The 18182-nt window shown below is 38.4% G+C and carries 17 protein-coding genes; 3 read left to right on the forward strand and 14 right to left on the reverse strand.

Translation table 11 applies throughout. From position 1 onward, the window contains the following. Positions 1-6: 6 nt before the first annotated feature. Positions 7-990, reverse strand: a complete 984-nt coding sequence (gene yqiS, locus ACO1DI_RS06860; RefSeq protein WP_226555545.1) for a phosphate butyryltransferase — start codon at positions 988-990, stop codon at positions 7-9. A gap of 166 nt (positions 991-1156) precedes the next feature. Next, the gene (locus ACO1DI_RS06865) at positions 1157-3226 is read right to left on the reverse strand and encodes a sigma-54 interaction domain-containing protein (RefSeq protein WP_014458257.1); all 2070 of its coding nucleotides are present in this window, start codon (positions 3224-3226) and stop codon (positions 1157-1159) included. Between the two features lie 176 nt (positions 3227-3402). Between ACO1DI_RS06865 and ACO1DI_RS06870 the strand changes: the two genes are divergently transcribed. Beyond that, the gene (locus ACO1DI_RS06870) at positions 3403-3654 is read left to right on the forward strand and encodes a DUF2627 domain-containing protein (protein WP_013059128.1); all 252 of its coding nucleotides are present in this window, start codon (positions 3403-3405) and stop codon (positions 3652-3654) included. 12 nt (positions 3655-3666) lie between these two features. On the opposite strand, the gene ACO1DI_RS06875 is transcribed toward ACO1DI_RS06870, so the two are convergent. Further along, entirely contained in the window at positions 3667-4395 is a 729-nt protein-coding gene (locus ACO1DI_RS06875; protein WP_014458256.1) for a glycerophosphodiester phosphodiesterase, read from the reverse strand. Positions 4396-4519: 124 nt separating this feature from the next. Between ACO1DI_RS06875 and ACO1DI_RS06880 the strand changes: the two genes are divergently transcribed. Together ACO1DI_RS06880 and ACO1DI_RS06885 are read left to right on the forward strand one after the other, a co-directional pair. Further along, positions 4520-4672: a YycC family protein gene (locus ACO1DI_RS06880; RefSeq protein ID WP_080564743.1), complete on the forward strand. Its 153-nt coding sequence runs from the start codon at positions 4520-4522 to the stop codon at positions 4670-4672. Between the two features lie 313 nt (positions 4673-4985). Next, positions 4986-6317 (forward strand): peptide MFS transporter, encoded by a 1332-nt coding sequence (locus ACO1DI_RS06885; RefSeq protein WP_014458254.1) that lies wholly within the window; start codon positions 4986-4988, stop codon positions 6315-6317. 391 nt (positions 6318-6708) lie between these two features. Here the strand turns inward: ACO1DI_RS06885 and spo0A are convergent, their stop codons facing one another. From spo0A to ACO1DI_RS06940, 11 genes are all read right to left on the reverse strand, one after another. Further along, the gene (gene spo0A, locus ACO1DI_RS06890) at positions 6709-7497 is read right to left on the reverse strand and encodes a sporulation transcription factor Spo0A (protein ID WP_013084985.1); all 789 of its coding nucleotides are present in this window, start codon (positions 7495-7497) and stop codon (positions 6709-6711) included. 227 nt (positions 7498-7724) lie between these two features. Next, a complete protein-coding gene (spoIVB, locus tag ACO1DI_RS06895) occupies positions 7725-9005 on the reverse strand; it encodes a SpoIVB peptidase (RefSeq protein ID WP_028411587.1) in 1281 nt (426 codons plus the stop codon). Positions 9006-9188: 183 nt separating this feature from the next. Beyond that, complete coding sequence (recN, locus tag ACO1DI_RS06900) at positions 9189-10916, reverse strand: DNA repair protein RecN (protein ID WP_014458250.1); 1728 nt, start codon at positions 10914-10916, stop codon at positions 9189-9191. A gap of 16 nt (positions 10917-10932) precedes the next feature. Further along, on the reverse strand, positions 10933-11382 hold the full coding sequence (gene ahrC / locus ACO1DI_RS06905) for a transcriptional regulator AhrC/ArgR (protein ID WP_013059136.1): 450 nt from the start codon (positions 11380-11382) through the stop codon (positions 10933-10935). A gap of 161 nt (positions 11383-11543) precedes the next feature. After that, entirely contained in the window at positions 11544-12371 is an 828-nt protein-coding gene (locus tag ACO1DI_RS06910; protein WP_014458249.1) for a TlyA family RNA methyltransferase, read from the reverse strand. Next, a complete protein-coding gene (gene dxs / locus ACO1DI_RS06915) occupies positions 12368-14269 on the reverse strand; it encodes a 1-deoxy-D-xylulose-5-phosphate synthase (protein ID WP_014458248.1) in 1902 nt (633 codons plus the stop codon). Before dxs ends, ACO1DI_RS06910 begins: the two co-directional genes overlap by 4 nt. Before the next feature lie 320 nt (positions 14270-14589). Continuing rightward, positions 14590-15486, reverse strand: coding sequence for a polyprenyl synthetase family protein (locus tag ACO1DI_RS06920; RefSeq protein WP_014458247.1), 897 nt, complete (start codon positions 15484-15486; stop codon positions 14590-14592). Next, positions 15486-15719: an exodeoxyribonuclease VII small subunit gene (locus ACO1DI_RS06925; RefSeq protein ID WP_013059140.1), complete on the reverse strand. Its 234-nt coding sequence runs from the start codon at positions 15717-15719 to the stop codon at positions 15486-15488. Before ACO1DI_RS06925 ends, ACO1DI_RS06920 begins: the two co-directional genes overlap by 1 nt. A gap of 3 nt (positions 15720-15722) precedes the next feature. Beyond that, positions 15723-17063 carry an exodeoxyribonuclease VII large subunit gene (xseA, locus tag ACO1DI_RS06930; RefSeq protein ID WP_014458246.1) on the reverse strand — a complete coding sequence of 447 codons (1341 nt, stop codon included), beginning with the start codon at positions 17061-17063 and terminating at the stop codon, positions 15723-15725. 84 nt (positions 17064-17147) lie between these two features. Next, entirely contained in the window at positions 17148-17540 is a 393-nt protein-coding gene (nusB, locus tag ACO1DI_RS06935; RefSeq protein ID WP_013059142.1) for a transcription antitermination factor NusB, read from the reverse strand. Between the two features lie 221 nt (positions 17541-17761). Then, positions 17762-18163 carry an Asp23/Gls24 family envelope stress response protein gene (locus tag ACO1DI_RS06940; protein ID WP_013059143.1) on the reverse strand — a complete coding sequence of 134 codons (402 nt, stop codon included), beginning with the start codon at positions 18161-18163 and terminating at the stop codon, positions 17762-17764. Between the last annotated feature and the right edge of the window lie 19 nt (positions 18164-18182).

An 18182-nucleotide genomic window follows, 5' to 3' on the forward strand; every position in this document is an offset into this window, starting at 1 on the left:
TGCCTCCTAAGAATTCTGTTGAGCGACGCTAATAGCAAGCGCCAGTGAGTATAATTTGCTTTCTGCTGAATCTGCTCTTGATGTTAAGACGACCGGAGCTTTAGCCCCCGCTAGAACAGCTCCAACTTTTGCTTTAGCAAAATAAATAAGGGATTTATATAGGACGTTCCCTGTTTCAATTGCAGGAACGAGTAATATATCTGCTTGACCGGCAACTTCACTTTGAATGCCTTTTTGCTTGGCTGCTTCTATGTTAATGGCATTGTCGAGTGCTAAAGGTCCATCAATAACGCAGCCTTTAATTTGTCCTCTGCGGTTCATCTGGGTAAGAAGTGCAGCCTCTACTGTTGCAGGCATCAAAGGGTTCACAACTTCAACCGCCGCAATAGGAGCTACCTTTGGTACCTCTATCCCAATCGAGTGAGCAACGTTCACCGCATTTTGAATGATTTGAACTTTCTCTTCCAGAGATGGCGTAATATTCATAGCTGCATCTGTTACAAGAATCGGACTGTCATAGTGAGGAACGTCGAACACAGCTACATGTGATAAAACATTTCCCGTACGCAAACCATGTTCTTTATTTAACACAGCTTTTAAAATAAGCGATGTGGATAAATTCCCTTTCATTACGATATGAGCTTGACCTTGCTGAACTGAACGCACAGCCAATTGAGCTGCTTCTAAAACAGACTCCGTATGTACGACCGTCACAGCCTTATGATTGAGTAAGGATGGGCGGTACTGCCTGAATAATTCATTAATTGTCGTTTCGTTGCCAAACAAAATAAATTCAGAAACTTCCCTTGACACAGCTTCATACACTGCCTCAATTGTTTCTAAGTCTTCAGCTGCAGCAACAGCAACAGTCAAAGAAGACTGCTTAGCAACCCGAGATAAGATGGTAGCAAGAGTCATGGAATGTTCGACCTCTCCTTTTTCATTCTTTCTTTTGTCCTTTTTTAAAGAGCATACTGCGCATTTATACAGTCACCTAAAATACATGCAAGATTTGTGCCATCCCCTGCATATATTACATAATATAGCTGCTTATATCCGTTCTTACGCACAAAAAATTTTTTTTATTGATTCTAACGACAAACAGAAAAAAAGAATACCTCTCTATTTATATGCAATAAATTGCACACCATGCACTTTATTGCATGCTGTTATTTGCAAGATTGTATTTTTCCAACTTATAATACAGAGAACGCAGGGAAATATTGAGCTGTTTTGCTGTTTTCGTTCGGTTATACTCGTTTGCAAGCAGCACTTTTTGAATAAGTTCCGCTTCATAATTTTCCATCATGTGCGCTAAAGTCTTCCCTTCGAACACTACCTCTTCATTCACCTGATTTTTTTCTTTTTTGCCCTTGCCTTCAAGTGAAGGAAGATGAACAGAATCAATCATTGTTTCCGTATAGTGCATATAAATAATGGCTCGGCCTAATATGTTTTCAAGCTCTCTGACGTTTCCTGGCCAGTCGTATGATCTTAATGATTGTAAAGCCCCCTCTGTTACCCCTTCAACGTTCCGGCCGTAATCTTGATTAATTTTTGTAATTAAGTGTGTAACAAGCGCTCCAATATCCTCTTTTCTCTTCCGAAGAGGAGGTATGTGAATCGGAATTTTGTTTAGCCGATAATACAAGTCCTGTCTGATGCTTCCATCAGCCATTCCTTTTTCTAAATTCACATTCGTAGCTGCAATAACGCGAACATTCACCGGAATAGGAGTCGTTCCTCCAACGCGAATAAGCTCTTTTTCTTGAAGCACCCGAAGCAGCTTAGCCTGCATATGAGCTGAAAGCTCCCCAATTTCATCTAAAAAGATGCTACCGTTATTGGCTTCTTCAAAAACGCCTCGTTTTCCGCCTCGTTTTGCCCCGGAAAAAGCTCCTTCTTCATACCCAAAAAGTTCGCTTTCAAGCAAAGACTCAGAAAGCGCAGCACAGTTAATCCGGACGAATTTATTAAACTTTCGGCTGCTCGCATTATGAATCGCATGTGCAAACAACTCTTTACCCGTACCAGATTCACCTCTAAGCAAAACAGTGGCTGGTGTTTTAGCAGCAAGTCTAGCCTGCTCAATTGCTAACTGAAACTCTTCAGATTGACCAATGATATCAGCAAATGAATATTTAGCTTCAAGCGTTCGGATAATTTGACGCGCTCTTTTGAGTTCATTTGTAAGCTCTTGAATTTCAGACATATCATGGATAACGCCAACGCTGCCTTTTAATTTTCCATCAACAATAACGGGTGCAACATTCACAACTACGTCTCTTTTACTCGGACCGAGCCTCATTCTTACACCTCGAACAGGACGCCTTGTTTGCAGCACCTTCATGTGCATACTGTCTCCTTCAGAGATATCGGCAGTCGCGGGCTGACCAATAATATCCGTCTTTTTTAAACCCGTAATTCTCGTATAAGCAGGATTAATTAAAATCCCTCTTCCTTCTTCATCGACAACCGAAATAGCTTCTTCAGAAGATTGAATAATAGCTTGAAGCATCGTTTGTACTTCTTTTAAGTTCGTAACTTCTTCTGCCAATCCGACAACGTCCGTAATATCTTTAAAAATCGAAAAAGCCCCAAACAGCTCTCCATTCTCGTCGAGTATTGGTATTCTAGTCGTAATTACCTTGTGTCCGCTATCTAACACAAATTCACTATTTTGATCAATCGTTTTTGTATGAAGAACATCGACAAGTTTACTATTTGGAATGACTTCATGAAGATGCTTACCAATTACATCTCTGTATGAAAAGTTCGTCAAACGCTCGGCACTTTGATTAAATAGCGTAATATATCCATTCCTATCAATCACGACCATCGCATCATGAGCCGCGTTAAAAATAAGATCATATTTATACGATTCTTGCTTTAACCGCTGAATTAACTCTTCTTTTTCCTCCATCAGATTGGCCATAATTTCAGCAACCAATCCCGGCACTACCAGTGCATCAGCAGGTTTGCTTCTCTGCAATTGTTGAAAGACACCTTGTTTACCTGTTGTTTCAACAATGACATCGAGCTGCTTTGTCATATAAGGCTCCCAATTCATTCCGGTTGAAATATCTTGTTCTTGCGCATGCAAAACAGCCGGCGCATTAGCTCGAACGTCTACTACACCAATCACTTTCATAAATTCGGTTTCCAACAAGATTTTCAGAATAGCTAATCCGCCTTTTCCTCCTCCAACAATCAACACGTTTTGCATATTTTTTCACCTTTTCTACTTAATATGTACATATTCCGTGCAAAATATTGCATATACCTATCATATAAAAAAAGAAACCCTCTTGACAATTTATTTAGTTCTTTTATGATTCAAGTATAACGGTTTCACAATGTAAACGCATTCATTTTAAAAAAAGAGAAGCGAAAGGAGAAGCTATGGTTCGAATTATTGCCCTGCTAATCTTACTTATTCCTGGTATACTCGCTGGATATGGCATTAAACTTATGAGAGATATGATTTTTGGCATCCTGCAATCCCCGTTCCCTTCTTTATTTTTGCAATTTTCAGTCGGTCTTTTGTTATTTTTAATCGGCCTTGGATTTGTTGCTGGCTTTATTCTGCACAGAGACCGCAAGCGAAACAAAGTTCAAAACAGATTTCAAAAAGATAAAAAAACATCGCATTAATGCGATGTTTTTTTACGAAAAGCGTCCCCCAAATTGCTTCACCATTTTTTCAGGATAATCAGTAATAATGGATTCACATCCATATTTCCGAAGCTGCTCAGCTACTTTTACATCATTTACTGTGTAAGGTCGCACTGGAATTTGACAATCTTTCGAAGCGGCTACATTTACTTCATTCACGGTACGCTGATTAGGGTGAAGAGCTTTTGCGCCAAGATGCTGCGCATATACCCAAGGCTCATACATCGGATAAGAATATAAAATAGCTGTTTCAATCGTAGAATCCAAAGAACCAATTCGGGCTAAGCTGTTATGATTAAAAGATGAAATCATCGTTCGATCCTTCATCTTGTATAAATAAATTAAGTCTAAAACTTTCATTTCTAAGTATGGATAGTCAAATATATTGTTTTTCAACTCAATATTTACACTAATTCCTTCACTTGAAGCCCACTCCATTACTTCATTTAACATGGGGATTTTACATACCCCATACTTTTTTTTGAACTTATAGCTCGCATCTAATTTTTGTAAATCTTGATACGTAAAATCTTTTACATACCCTTTTCCATTCGTCGTTCGATCTACTTTTTCATCATGAATTACAGCAAGTTCCCCATCCTTTGTCATATGCACATCAAGCTCAATTCCGTGTGCGCCAACTCTCGCTGCTTCTTTGAAGGAAATCATCGTATTTTCAGGAAACGTTCCAGCTGCGCCGCGATGACCTATTACAAACATACTTGCTCAACTCCTCTATTATCACTTATTATTAACTTTAGCATTACTTAATAGTGAAAGCACGAATTTACTGTTTATACTTTTTCACTTTCATTACTTTATATGCAAAAGGAGGTCGTTGTGTATGAGACCACTGCAAATTTCACCGGATACAGCAGTAAAATTAGCGGAACAATTAAATATCCCCCTCGAGCAATTAATGCATATGCCTCAGCATATTTTGCTGCAGAAACTTGCTGAATTAAATGCGGACGAAGATAAAAAAGGATCTGAATAACAGATCCTTTTTTATTTCGAATTTTCATTTCCAAAAATAGTATTACCTTCTCGATTCATTCCCTATAACATATATTAGAATATTTAATAATATAAATGTATTTTTAGAAATGCTTTTAAATAAGTAATTTAATACTTTTTTGTGTATATTTAATTATTTTTTGATTTTTCCATATAATTTCATTGACGAAATTATTGTTTTTCTACTAAAATAAAAATACATTATATTTATTCCAGTACTTATATTCTGATTTTTTGATTAATTCAAACAAAAGAATTAAATAGTATGAGAAAAATTTTAGGGGGACTTCATTATGCAAGCAGCTGTACAACACGAAAATCAGCAGCCAAATGAGTCTAGGAAAAAACACCCTCCTGGACTGTACTTATTATTCGCTACTGAGGCATGGGAAAGATTTAGTTATTATGGAATGAGAGCCATTCTGGTTCTTTATTTAACTGCTACCGCTGCTCAAGGTGGTCTTGGTGTAGATAAAGCAACTGCACTGAGCTTATATGGAACATTCACTAGTGCTGTTTACATTACGCCGATGATTGGCGGATATTTAACAGACCGCTTCCTCGGAAGAAGACTAGCCATCACTATCGGTGGTGTGATTATGGCACTTGGGAATTTTTCCATCTTCATTCATCAAAGCGTAGCCGCTTTGTATATCGGACTTGCTTTACTAATTATCGGAAACGGATTTTTCAAACCAAATATCTCCACATTAGTCGGAGATCTGTATGAAGAAAATGATCCTCGTCGTGACGGTGCTTTTACTATTTTTTATATGGGTATTAACTTTGGTGCATTTTTCGCACCGTTAGTTGTTGGATTAATGAGTTACAAATACGGATTCTTAACAGCAGCTATTGGAATGGTTGTTGGACAAATTTTATTTAACCTACTGGCTAATCGCTATTTAGGTGATATTGGGAAAGAGCCTACAGGAAAAGTTCATGCAGCAGCATCTCAAACATCAACTGCTCCGCTGACAGCACGAGAAAAGAAAAGAACGGTTGCTATCGTTATTCTAGCTTTCGTTGTTATTGCTTTCTGGACAGCTTTTGAACAGGCTGGAAGTTCTTTAACGCTATATGCTCAAGATCAAATTGATCGTCAAATCGGTAGTTTTACGGTTCCAACAGAGTGGTTCCAATCATTGAATCCACTGTTTATCATGATTTTAGCACCAATTATGTCACTTGTTTGGTACAAGCTAGGAAATTCAAAACGCGGTGATTTTAAAACACCAACAAAAATGGGTATGGGACTTGTAACAGTCGGATTAGGATTCTTAATTTTAATTCCAGCCGTTATGTATACTGGTAATGACCCAGCTTTAAAAGTAAATATCCTGTTTATGATTTTCACTTACTTCCTGCACACGCTAGCTGAGCTTATGATTTCACCAGTAGGGTTGTCTATGGTAAGTAGACTGGCTCCATTAAAACTTGCTTCTCTGTTAATGGGCGTATGGATGGCAAGCTCTGCTGTTGCTAATAAGCTAGCGGGTGTTCTTGCATCTTATACACAGTCGTTAGGTTATTTTGACATTTTCAGTTTAATCGGAGCTGTGACAATTGTACTTGGAATTATTGTTCTGTTCCTTTCAAAACCGATTGCTAAATTAATGGATTAAAAAAAGCAGCCTTTTCTGAAGGCTGCTTTTTTTATCATTTACTTATCCATATCACATTTAAAATACGCAGATAAATTTTTTAATGCATCTTCTAAATCTTCTTTCAAGTACAAAACCCTCATAACAATTAAATAAATTATTTCAATAAAATATACCACTATGGATATGAAGAAAAACAAGATGCACGTTCCGTTAACCTCAATATTTTCACCTCTTAAAACAAAATAAAAGGACCAATGAATTCTTAAAATTCATCGGCCCTGCAGTAAAAAGTTTATTGGTTTTCAGTTTACTATCTAGTGTAAATTCCAAAAGTTTATCGGCATGTACTCTGTATTACAAAAGGTATCAGCTCACTCAAAACCCCGTAATTCCAGCAGTCCTATCCCTTTCAACTCGCTTTATGTTCAAGGCGTAATTTATCCGCCACCATGGCGATAAATTCACTATTTGTCGGCTTCGCTTTTGACATGCTGACAGTATATCCGAATAATGAAGAAATGGAATCAATGTTTCCTCGGCTCCATGCTACTTCAATAGCATGACGAATGGCGCGCTCAACGCGGCTTGCTGTTGTATTATATTTTTTTGCAATATCAGGATACAGTACTTTTGTAATCGACCCAAGCAGCTCAATATCCTTATATACCATTGAAATGGCTTCTCTCAAATATAAATAGCCTTTAATATGAGCAGGCACACCAATTTCGTGAATGATGCTCGTAATGCTGGCATCTAAATTTGCTGGTTTGCTGTCGCGATGTGAACGCATGGAAGAAGATGAACGTTGCATAAATGAAGATGTTTGTCCGCTAACTTGACGAATATGATTCACTAAGTTTTCCATATCAAACGGCTTTAGAATAAAATAAGCAGCTCCTAAATCGACCGCTTTTTTCGTTACGTCTTCTTGCCCAAATGCTGTTAGCATAATGACATTTGGATAATTTTCTTTTTTCATTTCTTTCAACTGACCTAAAACTGCTAATCCATCTAGATGCGGCATAATAATGTCTAATACAAGAACATCCGGATCTTTATCTTTTAAAATGGATAAACACTCTTGTCCATTGTAAGCTACTCCGATTACTTCCATGTCTTCTTGCTCTGAAATATAATCTTCAAGCAAACCAATTAGTTCCCGATTATCATCAACCAAGCATACTTTAATTTTTTTCAATGCAGCTTCCTCCTCAGTCCTTTATGTTATACGTCGTTTCCTACGTGTCTCTATTCTTTATTCTAAAGGACAAATTCGACAATGCAACATTATTTCCTTTATTTTTTTAGAAAAAAGTCTTTTAAATGGAATTTATTCGATTTTCTCTTATTTTCTTTGTTTTTCGACGTTTTTCTCGTACATTTACGACAATAATTTTTATCAAAAAAAGCGAACTAATGACAACATTAGCTCGCTTTTTTTCGATTATTTTTATAAATATCGATTCCTGCTTCGTTAAGCATCCATTCAATGTGGACACCGTAACCCGAGGTAGGATCATTTACAAAAACATGGGTAACCGCTCCAACGACTTTACCGTTTTGAATAATCGGACTCCCGCTCATTCCTTGAACAATTCCACCTGTTTTCTTTAGCAATTTAGGATCTGTAATTTTAATAACCATTCCTTTAGTAGCTGGAAACTTTTGAGGTATAGTACTCATAATTTCAATATCAAATTCTTCCACTTGATCATCATCTACTACCGTTAGAATTTTAGCCGGTCCTTCTTTTACTTGATGAGATAGAGCAATTGGCATTGCTTTATCCATTATTCCGTTTTCCATTGTTGAAGACAATTTTCCAAAAATACCAAAAGGACTATTTCGTGTAATATTTCCAATGATTTGTCTATCTTCAGAAAACCTTGCTAACTTTTCGCCTGGAACGCCGTTAGAACCTTTCTCGATCGATGTGACGGTCGAACGGACAATTTGGCCATCTTCTACTACGATTGGCTTTTTTGTATCCATATCTGAAATAACATGGCCTAAAGCGCCGTATTTTTTAGATTTCGGATCATAAAAAGTCATTGTACCGATTCCTGCAGCTGAATCACGAATGTATAAACCGATTCTGTAAGCATAATCTTGCTTATCTTTTAACGGATATAGCTTAGTGTCAAACTGCTTTTTTTCTCTTAAAATATGCAGATTTAATGGTTCACCCGTTTTTCCTGCCTGCTGAATAAACGGTGTAATATCACTCATTTTTTCAATGGTTTTACCATTAATCTTCGTAATCATATCTCCAACTTGAATACCGGCAATTTCTCCAGGAGATTTTTTACCTTTTGCTGTATCTACCTGATGATAGCCTACAACAAGAACACCTTTTGAATTTAATTTCACACCGATTGATTGTCCACCTGGAATGACTTTAAAATCAGATAATACCTGCACGTCTACACGCTTTACAGGAATACCGGCCAAATGAAGCATCAACTCTTCTTTGCCTACCTGTTTGCCTGCTACGGTCAGCTTCGCCTTGTTACTTGTTACATCGTAAACAGGTGATGAAGCTTCTACGCTAAGCGGTAGTGTCGTATTAATTTTTTCTTTTTGCTGTTCAAATAAGACGATTTGTTTTGGAATGTGTATATATTGTTGCACAACTGGAATAAATCCTACAAAAATGAACGAAACAAGGAGAATCGCACCAATTATATGTCTGTATCGATTTTGCATGTTTTCACTCTCCTCGCTTCCTCGCCTAAATGGCTACACATTTAATTTAGCCTTCTTAGAGCGCATTTATAACAGAAGTTCAGAGAAAAATGAAAAGAAGTGCAAGGAAACATTTTCAGTTCCTCCATTTTGTATAAAAAAACACCTTTAACACATACTGTTACGTGTTAAAAGGTGTTTTTTTTAAATGGTCTGCTTCATCTTATCCGCTAAATCTAAAAGCTCTTTGGCATGTTCTTTCGTTAAGCTTGTAATTTCAGCTCCTGCAATCATTCGACCAATTTCTTTTACTTTTTCATCAAGAGTTAATGGAAGAACAGACGTGGTTGTACGATCACCTTTTATCTCTTTAGCAATAAAGAGATGAGTATCTGCCATAGCTGCTACTTGCGGCAGATGAGATATACAGAGAACCTGTGAATCAACGGAAATGGCATGTATTTTTTCACCGATCGATTGAGCTACTCTTCCACTTACGCCTGTATCAACTTCATCAAAGATAATGGACGTCACACCTTGATGTTTAGAGAAGATGCTTTTTAACGCCAGCATAATCCTTGAAAGCTCTCCTCCTGATGCTACTTTTGCAAGAGGCTTTAACGGTTCACCAGGGTTGGTAGAAATATAAAACGCTACGTTATCAATACCATCTTTAGTGAATTTGATTCTCTCTCCATTTACTTCAACATCATTTTTCCCTGCATTCACAACAGAAAATTTAATTTGAAATACGGTTTTGGCCATATACAGCTCTTGAAGTTCATGATGGATGCTGTCCGTTAACTCCTGAGCAAGTTTTTTTCGAATAGCTGAAACGTTGTTAGCTTCTACTAATAAATCCTGTGCTACGCTGTTTAACTGTTCTTTGATTTTGCTCACGTGCGTATCTCGATTTTCAATACGATCAATTTCATCTTCAATTTGCGCTGCATATTCTAGAATTTCATCTACACTTTGACCGTATTTACGCTTTAAATGATTAATTTCATTTAAACGCGCTTCAATAAAGTCTAAGCGTTTCGGATCAAATTCTAATAAATCCAGCTGCTGACGAATTTTATAAGATGCGTCTTCTAACTGATAGAAGCTCGATGAAATAATCTCCGAAATTTCGGCATAGTTTTTTTCCAGTGACGAAATATCCTCCGTATGATTCATTGCTACGCCTACCCAATCCAAACCTTGATGTTCACCGTGCAGCGCATTGTACGCATCGTTTAGCGACGTATAGATCTTTTCAAAGTTGGAAATCTTCAAACGCTCTTCATTTAGTTCCTCGTCTTCATTGAGTTGCAAATTTGCCGCTTTGATTTCATCTAATTGAAATTGAATAAGATCGAGGCGATGTGCCATCTGCTGCTCATTTTCAGTTAATTGATCCAACTGCTTTTTTAATGATGTATATCTAGAAAATACCTCTCGATACTCCGTCAAAGCCTCTTCTACTTTTTCTCCTCCATATTGATCAAGAAGAGTTAAGTGACGATCTTGATTCATTAAATCTTGGTGCTCGTGCTGTCCATGTATATCAATTAACGTCTGTCCGACTTCACGTAGGATAGCTAACGTTACGAGCTTCCCATTGATACGGCAAATACTTTTCCCATTTGTAGTGATATCTCGGCGAAGCACAATCATTCCATCTTCCACTTCCAAACCGACTTGTTTGGCTTTTTCGTGACTCGGATGCTGTTCTTCATCAAATAAGAAAAGCCCTTCAATTTCGGCTCTGTCTGTTCCATGGCGAACAAACTCCGAAGAGCCTCTTCCACCTACTAACAATGAAATGGCATCAATAATAATCGATTTTCCCGCTCCTGTTTCGCCTGTTAATACCGTTAAGCCTTTTTCAAATGAAACAGAAAGTTCATCAATAATCGCAAAGTTTTTAATGGATAATTCAGCTAACAACCTGCTTCACTCACCTTTATAACATTTCTAAGAATCGGTCTGATATAATTTGCGTATCTTCAGGAGTACGGCAAATTATCAAACATGTATCGTCTCCACAAATTGTTCCTAATATTTCATCCCAGTCCAAATGATCAATTAATGCACCAATCGCATTTGCGTTTCCCGGCAATGTTTTCATCACCAGCATATGTCCGGCTGAATCAATTTTTACAAATGCGTCCATAAGAGAGCGCTTTAACTTTTGTAAGGGATTAAAACGCTGATCTGCAGGCAAGCTGTATTTGTATCGCCCGTCCATCAAAGGCACTTTGACTAAGTGCAGTTCTTTAATATCACGAGAGATTGTTGCCTGTGTTACATTAAAACCTTGGTTTTTTAAAATATCTACTAATTCATCCTGTGTTTCAATATCATTATTCGTGATAATATCACGAATTTTAATATGTCTTTGCCCTTTATTCATGTTGGCACCTCACATTAATATGTAATCTTCTTTTTGTTTTGTTGTTTATAAGTCTTTCACTAATTAAGTATCATAATGTGTTCAACTTGATTATGCACCTTTTGTATAAAGAGTCATAATCAAATCGCCAATGCTAAGTCTTTACTTAACATTGGCCATTATTACTTTTTCTCTTTTAACGTCTTATGTGCTTCTTCGACTACTTCATGCACAGTAAGCGGAGCTTGATTTTCACCAAGTTCACGCTCGCCTTTCCAGCGCAGGTGGAGAAGAAATTCGATATTTCCATCTCCTCCTGTTATCGGTGAATACGACATGTTATATACATCGTATCCTTGACGAAGCGAGAAATCTACCATGCCTTGGAGGACTTCTTCATGCACTTTTGAATCACGCACGATTCCTTTTTTCCCAACTTGCTCTCTTCCAGCCTCAAATTGTGGCTTAACGAGCGCAACAACATCGCTGTGTGGAACAAGAAGTGTTTTTAACACAGGAAGAATGAGTCTTAAGGAAATAAATGATACATCAATAGAAGCGAATTCAGGCAAGCCTCTTGATAAATCAGCCGGTGTCACATAACGGAAATTTGTTCGTTCCATTACTTCTACTCGCTCATCTTGACGAAGCTTCCAAGCTAGCTGATTATAGCCTACGTCTAGCGCATAGGACATCTTCGCTCCATTTTGAAGCGCACAATCAGTAAAGCCTCCAGTAGAAGAACCAATATCAATCATGATTTTATCCGCTACATGGACATTAAATTCTTTAATCGCTTTTTCAAGCTTAAAGCCGCCTCTGCTGACATAAGGCATCACTGCACCTTTAATTGTCAGCGGCGTATCCCGTTCAATTTTCTCTCCCGGCTTATCCAAACGGACTTCATTCGCATAAACAAGTCCTGCCATCACTGTACGCTTTGCTTTTTCTCTTGTTTCAATCAAACCTCGTTCTACTAATAATACATCTACTCGTTCTTTTTTTGTCACTTAACTTCAAGCCTCTTTTGTGTTGGTGTTACGAGTTTTTTAACTCGATTTATAATCTCTTCTTTGGTTAAGCCAATTTCTTCTAAAAGTTTTGTTACGCTGCCGTGCTCGATAAAGCGATCAGGAATACCCATACGTTCAACGCGCGTATCATAATAGCCATGCTCTGATGCAAACTCTAACACCGCGCTTCCAAAACCGCCTTGAAGTACCGCTTCTTCAACCGTAATCACAGGCTTACTAGTTTGGAAAATCTCATGAAGCATTTTTTCATCCAGCGGTTTAATAAAACGAGCATTGACCACTTTTACGCTGATTCCTTGCTTCTCAAGTTCTGCTGCTGCATCCATCGCCATTGAAATCGTTGTACCAAACGTTAAAATGGTTGTATCTGAACCTTCTTTTAATACGTCCCATGTACCGATCGGAATGTTTTTCAGTTCTGAATCGAGTTCAACACCTAATCCGTTTCCTCTCGCATAGCGCATGGCAATCGGACCTTCTTCATAAGTCAAAGCAGTATGAACCATGTGCTGACCTTCATTCTCGTCTTTTGGCATCATAATAACAAGGTTAGGCAAATGACGTAAGAACGCAATATCAAATACGCCTTGGTGCGTTTCACCATCAGCACCTACTAGTCCAGCGCGATCAATGCCAATAAATACATTTAGCTTCTGACGGCAAATATCATGAACTACTTGATCGTATGCGCGCTGTAAAAACGTAGAATAAATAGCTAAAAAGGGCTTCATATTTTGAGTTGCAAGACCCGCTGCCATTGTTGTTGCATGCTGCTCTGCAATCCCAACATCAAACATGCGATGCGGAAACTCTTTTTGAAACGCTTCAAGTTTTGAGCCTACAGGCATTGCTGGCGTTACGGCTACGATACGCTCATCTTCCCTAGCCATTTTCAATACCGTATCGCTTACTAATTTACTCCAAGCAATCGGAACATTTTTGTCTTTAATAAAGTCACCGGACTCAATTTTGTAAGGGCCTGTACCATGCCACGCTCCGCTTTTATCGCTTTCCGCCGGCAAGTATCCTTTCCCTTTTTTCGTAATCACGTGAATCAGTACCGGTCCTTTTGTTTTCTTTGCATATTGTAACGTTTCCAATAAATCATCATAGCTATGGCCGTCAACCGGCCCTAAATACGTAAAGCCAAGATCTTCAAAGAACATGCCTGACACAACCATGTACTTTAGGCCATCTTTTACCCGTTCTGCCGTTGCCGCAAGCTTACCGCCTACTGCAGGCACTTTTTTCAGCAAGACTTCAAGCTCATCTTTTACCCAGTTGTATTTGCCTGCCGTGCGCAAACGCCCTAGAATGCTGTGTACAGCCCCCACGTTAGGAGCGATAGACATTTCATTGTCATTTAAAATAACGGTCATATCCGTTTGCTCGTGCCCGATGTGGTTAAGCGCTTCAAGAGCCATACCACCTGTTAAAGCTCCGTCACCAATGATAGGAACAATGTGAGCTTTTGTTTTTTGCAAATCTCTTGCTGCAGCCATTCCCATTGCGGCTGAAAGTGATGTAGAACTATGTCCCGTTTCCCATACATCATGCTCACTTTCATCTCGCTTTGGAAAACCGCATAATCCTTTATATTGACGGATTGTATCAAACTCTCCCGCTCGTCCTGTTAAAATTTTATGGACATACGACTGATGCCCGACGTCCCATAAAAATTTATCTTTTGGGCTGTCGAACACTTTATGGAGTGCAAGCGTTAACTCAACAACCCCCAAATTTGGCCCTATATGACCACCAGTTGCAGAAAGCTTTGTAATTAAAAAACGACGAATCTCTTCACTTAGTTCTTCTAATTGTGTTACTGACATTTTCTTTAAAAACTCAGGATTTTTTATCGTTGTAAGATCCAAGGTGGATCACTCACTTTCGTACTTGTTATAAAGTTACCTTAATACATTGTCTATTGTTTTATACGTATAGTCAATTTTTAGTATTTCCTTATTACTTACAATACCTTTGATATTCTATCAGTAAACCAGTGATATTCAAAGGAAAATAGTGAAAAAATAGCCGCTAACACAAATGTGATAACGGCCACCAAGATATTGTATATGTCTTTCAAACCTATGCACTACGCTTTTATACAGTAGTAAAATCATTATAGCATAGCCCCTATTGGGACTCAATCTTATTTTACTGTATCACTCAAAAAACCTGACAGAAATCGTCATTAACTATCACGCTTTGCTATATATAAACAAATTTCTTCTAGTAATCCGTGCTTAATTTGAGCTTGACGTAACGAGAGAAGTGCTTGTTCAACATGATACTGTAACTTTTCTTTGGCCGCTTCCATACCTAACAAAGAAGGATATGTCGTTTTTTCATTTTCTGTATCACTGCCAATTGGCTTTCCTAATTTTTCTTCAGACCCTTCCACATCCAAGATATCATCTTGAATTTGAAATGCTAACCCTACATGCTTACTGAATTCTTCTAATAATTTTTGCTGTAGAGGCGTAGCTTTTGCAAGAATAGCTCCTGCTTTTACACAAAACCCTAGCAGCTTCCCCGTTTTATGAAGGTGAATATATTCAAGCTCGTCTAGCGTGAGCTGCTTTTTTTCGCCTTCCATATCCGCAACCTGTCCGCTGATCATACCTTCTGTTCCGCTTGCTTTTACCAGTTCTGTAATGAGCTGAAGTTTCATATGTGATGTAATTTCAGGATGTGCCGCTTCAGAAATGAGCTGAAAGCTATTTGTTAAAAGAGCATCTCCAGCTAATATAGCCGTTGCTTCGCCGTACACTTTGTGATTCGTCGGTTTTCCTCTTCTTAAGTCGTCATCATCCATGCTAGGTAAATCATCGTGAATGAGCGAATATGTATGAATCATTTCCACTGCACAGGCTGTTTCTAATCCCATGCTCTCGTCTTTTCCAAATGCATGTAGCGTTGCAAACAACAGCACTGGGCGAAGTCGCTTTCCTCCTGCCGTAAGCGAGTAAAGCATGGATTCCTTTAAGTTAACCGGAGCATGTAATGCTTTTACCACTTCAGGCAAGCGTGTTTCTACTCGATCTTTTGTAAAAGAAATATACTCTTTTAAATTCATTTCATTCACCATCACTCTTCCTCCTGTACCGAGAATGGCTCAAGCGTTCCGTCTTCACGTAAAATAGTTTCCATTTGCTTTTCAATATGCTGAAGACGATCGTGACAGAATTTTGAAAGAGTCATTCCTTCTTGGAATTGTTGAATTGCTTCTTCTAAAGGCACGTCGCCTTCTTCTAGCTTGTTTACGATGGTTTCTAACTGCTCCATCGCCTCTTCAAACGTATACTCTTTATTTGTCGCCATTTTTCATCGCTCCTCTATTTTCGAAACTTCACACTGCAATTGTCCATCGGTCAAACGAACGTTTACCACATCGCCTTTGGATACTTGTTTGGTTGATTTAATTAACTCTTTTTCTTTATCGTATACTAAGCTGTAGCCTCTTTCCATTGTTTTTAATGGACTAAGCGTATGTAATTTTGACGTTGCCGTGGCAAATAAAAGCTGTTTTTGCTTTAGCAGCTGCTGCATCTCTTTTGTCAGCATTTTCGTCAGCTGCTGTTGACGCTCTGCTGCTTTCATTAACTGATGCTCAGGATGATTTCGTAACAAAGCGGCTGTTAGCTGCTCGTAGTTCGTCCGTTTATGCTCAATGTATCTTCTACCTTCACGATAAAAACGCTCCATCAGCTGGTCTAACTGCTGCTCTTTTTGCTCGACCAACTTTTGAGGATAACGAAAAGCATATGATTTCTGAGATCGTTCAAGCCTGCGGCTACTAGACTGAAGCATCTCTTTCATCGAACGAAGAAGACGGATATTTCGCTGAGTCAATCTTTCTGTAATTTCACTGATATGAGGCACAGCCAATTCTGCAGCACCCGTTGGAGTAGGGGCGCGCAGATCTGCTACAAAGTCTGCAATCGTAAAATCGGTTTCATGTCCAACCGCTGAAATAACAGGAATAGTAGAAGTGAAAATTGCACGAGCAACGCTTTCTTCGTTAAAAGCCCAAAGCTCTTCAATTGACCCACCACCGCGCCCAACAATTAATACGTCTGCTTCTTTACGACGGTTTGCTTCTTCAATTGCCTTGATGATAGACGGGGCCGCATTGACTCCTTGAACAAGAGCGGGCATAACAATAATGTTGGCGTTATATCTGCGCTTTAATGTTGTAATAATATCACGTACAGCGGCTCCAGTAGGAGACGTAATAACACCTATTGTTGTTGGATACTTCGGCAGTTTTCGTTTTCTAGCAGGATCAAATAAGCCTTCTTTTTCCAGCTTTTTTTTCAGCTGTTCGTAGGCCAAGTATAAGTTTCCAACACCGTCAGGCTGCATTTCTTTTACGTACATTTGATAATTTCCGCTTGGTTCATAAACCGAAATTTCAGCTCGAATCAGTACATTCATTCCTTCTTCAGGCTGAAAATTAAGCTGACGGTTATGCCCAGCAAACATAACGGCTGCGATACGAGCATTTTGATCTTTTAAGGTAAAATACATATGTCCTCGACTATGGCGTTTAAAGTTAGAAATTTCTCCTTTAATCCATACATCTTGCATGTGAGGGTCTACGTCAAACTTGCGCTTGATGTATCGTGTAAGGGCCGTAACGGTTAGATAACGCACTTCACCCATCATTTTGCCTCCTTTGCAGTCACCCTCTCCCCTTTATATAAAGGAGAGAAGCATTTTAGTCACTTAACTTGGCAAGATGAACCTTTATTTAGATAAAGTTGTTAACACTTTAGACAATACGCCATTGATAAACTTGCTTGATTGATCATCGCCAAACGTTTTCGCTAATTCAATCGCTTCATTTAACGTAACGCTCGTAGGAATTTCTTCTTCGTACTTCATTTCGTATACGGCAATACGCAGGATAACGCGGTCTACAGTAGCTACGCGGTCTAACGTCCATTTTTCTAAATGATTGCGTAAAAGTTCATCAATTTCTTGCTGATGTTCAACCACACCTAGCACAAGACTTTCTAAAAATTGATCAGACTTTTCGTTTTGTACAACATTTCCGATTGCCTCCATTGGCTCGGTCTGCCCTAAATCATGCTGAAATAGTGCTTGTAATGCTTTTTGGCGTGCTGTATGTCTTTTCATTATTTTTGCTCCTTTATTTATCTTCTTCAACTAGTATACCTAGATAATAGCATAGTTTATGAAACGATACTTCATTGTTCTTATACGAAGTTTATAGAACACGAAAAAGACCGTCTTTATGACGAGACAGTCTTTTTCACTTTACCATAGCTTGTGTTGAAAAGGAACAAGTAATCATACGTTATTCCATTTTAGCAACAGCCGTTAGGTAAACGTTTGTTTTATTCAACTTCTTCAATATCAGTTTTTTGCGTATCAAACTGAATCCCTACGATATGAATGTTTACTTCATCGAGATCAATAGCTGTCATATTTTTAAGGGCTTGACGAATGTTATCTTGTACTTGTTGCGCTACGTTTGGAATAGACACCCCAAACTTCATCATACAAAACACGTCTACTTTTATCCCGTTTTCTGTTAAGTCCACTTTTACACCTTTACCGTGGTTTTTCTTTCCTAGTTTCTCCACAACGCCAGCTGCAAAATTTCCTCTCATTGCAGAAACGCCTTCTACTTCAGAAGCAGCAATACCCGCAATGACTTCAATAACCTCAGGAGCAATTTCTACTTTGCCAAGAGAATTTGGGTGTTCTTCCATTTCTAATACATGATTTTCATTCATGTACAGCACCTCCTATAGT

The organism is Priestia sp. 40 (genome assembly GCF_049368575.1).
GTDB lineage: Bacteria > Bacillota > Bacilli > Bacillales > Bacillaceae_H > Priestia > Priestia zanthoxyli.